The 6010-nt window shown below is 64.8% G+C and carries 8 protein-coding genes; 1 reads left to right on the top strand and 7 read right to left on the bottom strand.

Annotation, left to right across the window (positions count from 1 at the left end; all coding sequences use genetic code 11):
* On the top strand, positions 1-605 hold a 605-nt coding region (locus EN742_RS21280), incomplete at its 5' end, for a LysR substrate-binding domain-containing protein (RefSeq protein WP_128333236.1).
* A gap of 30 nt (positions 606-635) precedes the next feature.
* On the opposite strand, the gene EN742_RS21275 is transcribed toward EN742_RS21280, so the two are convergent.
* The 7 genes from EN742_RS21275 to EN742_RS21245 form a co-directional block, all read right to left on the bottom strand.
* The gene (locus tag EN742_RS21275; protein WP_245492370.1) at positions 636-2102 is read right to left on the bottom strand and encodes an MFS transporter; all 1467 of its coding nucleotides are present in this window, start codon (positions 2100-2102) and stop codon (positions 636-638) included.
* Between the two features lie 172 nt (positions 2103-2274).
* Positions 2275-2757 carry a DUF992 domain-containing protein gene (locus EN742_RS21270; protein WP_127405401.1) on the bottom strand — a complete coding sequence of 161 codons (483 nt, stop codon included), beginning with the start codon at positions 2755-2757 and terminating at the stop codon, positions 2275-2277.
* Between the two features lie 73 nt (positions 2758-2830).
* Positions 2831-3307: a DUF992 domain-containing protein gene (locus EN742_RS21265; RefSeq protein WP_126058365.1), complete on the bottom strand. Its 477-nt coding sequence runs from the start codon at positions 3305-3307 to the stop codon at positions 2831-2833.
* 234 nt (positions 3308-3541) lie between these two features.
* Positions 3542-4396 carry a tetratricopeptide repeat protein gene (locus tag EN742_RS21260; RefSeq protein WP_126058366.1) on the bottom strand — a complete coding sequence of 285 codons (855 nt, stop codon included), beginning with the start codon at positions 4394-4396 and terminating at the stop codon, positions 3542-3544.
* 135 nt (positions 4397-4531) lie between these two features.
* Positions 4532-4795: a 30S ribosomal protein S21 gene (rpsU, locus tag EN742_RS21255; RefSeq protein ID WP_128333235.1), complete on the bottom strand. Its 264-nt coding sequence runs from the start codon at positions 4793-4795 to the stop codon at positions 4532-4534.
* Positions 4796-4972: 177 nt separating this feature from the next.
* Entirely contained in the window at positions 4973-5359 is a 387-nt protein-coding gene (locus EN742_RS21250) for an SET domain-containing protein-lysine N-methyltransferase (RefSeq protein WP_126058368.1), read from the bottom strand.
* Positions 5360-5469: 110 nt separating this feature from the next.
* A partial coding sequence (locus tag EN742_RS21245) for an SDR family oxidoreductase (protein ID WP_128333234.1) occupies positions 5470-6010 on the bottom strand: 541 nt, incomplete at its 5' end.

Below are 6010 nucleotides of genomic sequence, written 5' to 3'. Positions count from 1 at the left end.
TCTCGGCGCTGTCCGACAAAGGCCTGCACGGTTCGATTATTTTCGGCAGTCCCGAGGACTATCTGAGCGCGTTCTTTCCCGCGCTGCTGAAGGGCTTCGGAACCATGTATCCCGATGTCGAAATTAAGGTGGTTTCGGCGCCCACCGTCGAATTGCGGACGCTTCTCAACGCGCGCCAGATCGACCTGGCGCTTGTCTCCAGTCCGAACGCAAGCGACGCGCATGTGCGCACCGAAGCGCTCGTATGGGTGGGCAGCAAGCCGGCGCTGGACCTCTACGATTTTGGCGACATCGTGCCGCTGGCGTTGTCGGCGTCGAATGCCGTCGACCACAAGGCGGCTTGCGAGGCCATGGCGCGCGCCGGACTGCGCTACAAAATATCCTATGCCAGCAACAGCCTTGCTGGACTGATCGCCGTGGCGCGGTCGGGCCTGGCAATCAGCGTGATGACCGAGGATGCGGTGCCGTCGGACCTCCATATTCTGGGCGCGCCGTTTCCTCGCTTGCCCCAGCTTGGCATTCTGGTCGCCTTTGCCGACACCGAGCGATCACCCGCGGTCGAGGCCTTCGCCGATCACATCCGAGCCGTTCTGCCGTCTCTGTGAGAACTTCCGCTCTCCGATTGTCTCCCGAGGTCAGCCCGTCGCTTCCTGTGGATGCGCGGTTGGCATAGCGATCCTGATGGCCGCCAGGCATCCGAGAGTGCCGAGCGGCACGAAAGCGAGGAACAGCCAGCCGGCGACGTTCGCCGCCGCGTCGCGATTCAGGCCTTCGGAAAAGCCGCTGGCATTGGCGATGACGCCGGCGAGCGCCGCCCCTACCGCATAGCCGATGCGCTGCATGGTCGGCACCGCGGCGGAGGCGATGGTCTGCTCGCTATTCTGGGCGGAGGCCACGATGACCCGTGTCAGGAACGGCCAGCAGACGCCAAAGCCGCCGCCCTGCAGCAGGGCGCAAAGCAGGATCAGCGGGATCGAGCCCGCCGGGATCGTGTAGGCGAAGCCGGCGAGGCCGGCCGCGATCATCAGCGCGCCCACCACGATAATGAGCCTTTCGCGCTCCAGCGGCGCATTGGCGACGAGGATCGCCAGGATCGACCAGGCAATCGATTCGGCGGCGATGATGTAGCCGGTGGTCAGGATCGGGATGCCGTGCAGCGTGGTCAAAAGCAGCGGCCCGTAGATGGCGAAGGAGACGGTTGCCACCGAGAAGGCGGCCACCATGGTCATGCCGCTGCCGACCGGCGAGCGCCAGGAAAACAGCCGCGACGGAAACAGCCGCGAGCCCGGCTTCAGCGCATCGACGCGGAAGAACAACACGAGGCCGATCAACCCCAGCCCAAGCAGCAGCGAGGAGCGCAGCAGGGCGACATCGACGCCGGCGCTGGCGATCAGCACGACGCTGACGGCGAGGCAGCCGAGCGCGGCATAGGGGAAGGGCGGCGCCGTGCCCTTGTCCACCTGCGGCCTGGTCGCCTGCGGCGTGTCGAGCACGATGAAACTTGCCAGCGCCATGGCGGTGCCGCCAACCGTGAAGATGCCGAAGGCCCAACGCCACGATAGAAGCTCGGCCATGATGGCGCCAAGCATCGGGCCGCTGAAGGCGGCGACGCCCCAGATCGCCGACATGATGCCGAAAAGCTGCGGCCAGATGTTGCGCGGGAACAGCCGCTCGACCGAGACGAAAGCCAGCGACACCAGCGCGCCGCCGCCCAGCCCCTCGACCAGCCGCCCGGCAAGAAAGAGCGGCATCGAGGGTGCGGTGGCGCAGATCAGCGCGCCGGCAGCATAGAGCAAGGCGGCAACCATCATGTTGGAGCGCAGCGCCACATAACTCACCAGCCGTCCGGCGGCGGCGCCGGCGACGATGGCGCCAAGCTCGTAGATCGCCAGCGACCAGCCGACCAACTGCACGCCGGCCAGTTCGCCGACCATGGCCGGCATCACCGTCGCCACCATCGTCTCGTTGGTGGCGTGCAGCAGGATGCCGAGGCTGATGAAGCAAAAGCGCGCCAGGTCACCGCTCGCCCACAGCCCCCGCCAGTCCACCCTGCTATTGGCCACCTTGTTGCCGCCCGTCTTGTTGCCGTTTGCCGCCGTCACATCGATCTCCTGCTTGCCATTCGCACCCTCATCCGCAACGCAAAAGGGCGCCAGATCCAGTTCGGCAGAGTTTGTAGAACCTCAAGCGCGGTTGAGCTCAAGAGGCCTTTTCAGGAATGTCGTGGCGAGCGTCGCGAAGCCAGGCAGAAGCCCAGCGGCCTTGATTGACAGGTCAATTCTCGGTGCTGCGCAGCTGGAACTGGGCGACGCCGATGGCGATGTTGATGCCGCTCTGTGTCTGCACGCTGAGCGGCTGCAAGGTGAAGGCCTGCGCGGAGCCGCCGACCAGGAGGTTGGCGCCGGCGCCGACCGCAGCCGTCAACTCGGCGCTGGCGCCGACATAATCGCCGGCGAGCGCGCCCGGCGCGTAGATGTTCTTCAACGGCGTCAGCACCAGCCACCGCATCACGCTCTGCTTTGTGGTGCCGATGTCGAGCCCGTATTTGTTGACGGCGCCGAAATAGGCTTCCGGCGCAAAGGTCTTGTCCGCCGGGGTGAAGGTGCAACTCAGGTCCTTGCTCGAACCGAAGATGAAGCCGGTGCCCCCGCCAATGGCGCAATCGAGCACGCCGAGCTCCACGCCTTGGTCTTGGGCATAGGCTGTTCCCGCACAGCCGGCAGCGGCAATGACAGCGGCGATAATGGTCTTCTGCATGGCGGTCCCCCAGAAAGCGTGCGGCGCGAAACAGTATCCTGTTCCGCGCAGCACGTAAGGGAGCAACCGCGCCTTATTTGAAGGAGTGGACCAGCTCCAGCGAGGTCACCGCGACCGCCAGATTGACGCCGGTCTGCGCCTGGACGCTGAGCGGCTCCAGCATGAAGGCGCTGTTCAGCCCGCCAACCAGAAGATTGGCGCCGCCCCCGGTGACGACGCTGGCCTCGGCGTTGACGCCGTAGTAGTTGCCGGCAAGGTCGCCCTCGTCATGGCTGCGGGTGGCGGCCAGAACCGCCCAGGCAAGCTGGCCCTGATGCGTCTGGCCTACATCGACGCCGAGCTTGGAGATCATCCCGGTATACTGCTCGGACGGCCCATGATGATAGGGGCGGAAGGTGCAGGACACGCCCTTGTTCGACGTGATGACGTACCCGACGCCGCCGTCGATGGTGCAATCAAGCGTGCCGAGCCGCAGCGTCCCGGCGCTGACGGGGAACGCGAGGACCGTGGCGGCAAGCGCGGCGGCGGCACAGGCAAGGGTTCTGATCATTGGAAAGGTCCTTTCGCAAATTTGGCCCCGATTAACGGTCGAGGTGCGCGGAGCGTTCCGCTGAAAACTTGGCGCGAACATGGCAAGGGTTAACGCTTGCCCCGGCGGTCAGCATGGGTGGCCGCGGTTTTCATCGCCGACCACGGCTTGCAGGTTTTCAAGCGCCAGTAGCTGAAGGTCGTCGATCGAGCGGAGCGCTCAGTCGGCCGCGTCGCGCGGCGCGCCGGCTGGGTATCAGCTGGCGCTGGCGGTGTTGGTGCGCGACAGGCCGTCCTTGGCCGGCTGGTAGGTCGGATCGAGATGCACCGCCTCGCGGTAGGATTTCGCCGCCCGCGCCTTGTCGCCGCGCCGCTCGTAGATCAGCGCCTGGTTGGCCCAGGCCTCGGCGTTCTTGCCGTCGAGCTTGATGGCCATGTTGAAGTCGGAGAAGGCGTTGTCCTCGTCGTTCATGGCGAGGTAGGAGAGACCGCGGCCGTTGTAGGGCTCGGCCGCGTCCGGCGCCAGCGAGATGGCGGTCGAGAAATCCTCGATGGCGAATTTGTGCTGGCCCTGGCTTTGATAGATCAGGCCGCGATTGTGGTAGGCGCGCGCATCGGTCGTATCGAGCTGGATCGCCTTCTGGAAGTCGTTGAAGGCTTCCTGGGTCCGACCCGCCTTGCGGTAAAGATTGCCGCGGCCGATATAGGCGGCGTCGTAATTGGCGTTGATCTGGATCGATCGGTTGTAGTCGGCCAGCGCCGCCGCCTGGTTGCCGAGGAAGCGCTGGATAAGCGCGCGATTCGAATAGGCCTGGTAGAAATTCGGATTGAGCTGGATGGCGGTGTCGAAGTCCTTCAGCGCCGCCTGGTACTGGCCGCCGCGGCCGTAGGCCGAACCGCGCACATTGTAGCCTTCGGGATCCTGCGGGTTGCGCTGGATCACGGCCGACAGCGAGGAGATGTTCTCGGTCGAGCCTTGCGCCTTATCGATGTTGTTGAATTCGCCGGTCGGGGCCGTCTGGCATGCGGCAAGCGCCAGGCCCGAGAGCAGGGCCGCCGTCAGGGCGAAGCCGCGAAAAGCGGTTTTGCGCTCCACGGAAATTGCGTTCATCACTGTCCTCACTGCCGCCGCGCCGTCAGGTCCGTTCCCTCTCCGAACCGGTCCAAAATCAAACAAAAAGGTGGCGGCGATTCCGCATCGCGCCACCCTTGGGTATCCTTCGAAAAGGACGAAAAATTGGCGGTATCAGCGCGGCGAACGCGCAGCACCTGCGGCGCCAGCCGGAGCCGGACGCGGGGTCATCGGCAGCAGGCCTTCGCGCTGGGCGCGCTTGCGGGCCAGCTTGCGGGCGCGGCGCACGGCTTCCGCCTTTTCGCGGGCGCGCTTCTCGGAAGGCTTCTCGTAGTGACCGCGCATCGTCATTTCGCGGAAAATGCCTTCGCGCTGCATCTTTTTCTTCAGCGCGCGGAGCGCCTGGTCATCATGGTTGTCGCGGACGAGTACCTGCACGGGCAATCCTGTCTTTCGGGTTTGATATCAACAGGCAAACGGCCATAGCCGCTATGCCTCCGCGGCGAGTTGCACCGCGAATTGTGGCGGCTGATAGCAGAATCAGGCCGTCCTGTCCACTGCCGAATGCAATCCGGCCGCCCAAATTGCAACCGGCCGCCGCCGGCCGGCGCTTAGCTAGGCGGTTGCCAGGTGAAGGCGGGCGAAATCCTCGAAGAATTCGCCGTAGTCGCAGGTTATTTCCTCGCCGGCGGCGATGTCGCAGGTCGCGGTCGCGCCGCCATATTGCGAGAAGTCGGTGTTCGGTCGCTCGGCATGGTTCATGAAACGGCCATTGTCGACCTCATAGACCATGAAGCCAGGCCGGTCGGGGCTGGGATAGGCGTAGCGATCGAGCAACTCTTTCAGATGCGGAGGGGCCGCCTCGTATTTCTCGATCGGGATCAGCCGGTCGAAATCGGGATCGAGGCGCCAGATCGAGGCCCCCTTGCGGATCGGCTCGGCGGCGAAAACGCCGACGCCTTCGATGGCGCTCTGGGCGACGTAGGTCCTGATCAGCAGCATCTTTTCCGATCCGTTTTCGACGGGAAAACGGAATCGTCAAATTGCGCCGAAATGCAAGGCTGCTTCGCGACTTTTTCGGCTGGCGGGCAGTGCTACGTCCGTCAATCCCTTCACGTCCGGTTGATCGAGACGCCGCCATCGGCAAACAGCGCGGTGCCGGTGGTGAAGCTCGACGCATCGGAAGCGAGGTAAAGCGCCGAGCGGGCGATCTCTTCAGGTTGGGCGACGCGCTTCAACGCATGCAGGTTTTCGACGAACGTCCGCGATTCAGGGGTCTTGAATGTTGCCGCCGGCGTATCGGTGCCGCCCGGCAGCAGCGCGTTCACCCGCACCCCTCGCGGTCCGTGCTCGGCGGCCAGCACCTGCGTCAATCCGATCAAACCGGCCTTGCTTGCGGCGTAGCTGGTCATGCCGGGCATGCCGACGGTGTGACCGACAAAAGTGGACGTGAAAATCAGCGAACCGCCACCCCGCTCGACCATCGCCGGCACCTGGTGTTTCGCGCCGAGAAACGCGCTGGTGAGGTTGGTGTCGAGCGTCTCGCGCCAGTCGTCGAGCGACAGGTCGGAAATCGCCCCCATCTGGCCGACAGCGCCGACATTGTTGAAGGTGATGTCGAGGCCGCCGAACCTGTCGACCGCGAGATTGACG

The organism is Mesorhizobium sp. M4A.F.Ca.ET.020.02.1.1 (assembly GCF_004022645.1).
Lineage (GTDB): Bacteria > Pseudomonadota > Alphaproteobacteria > Rhizobiales > Rhizobiaceae > Mesorhizobium.
This window is presented reverse-complemented; position numbering and strand designations above follow the sequence as displayed.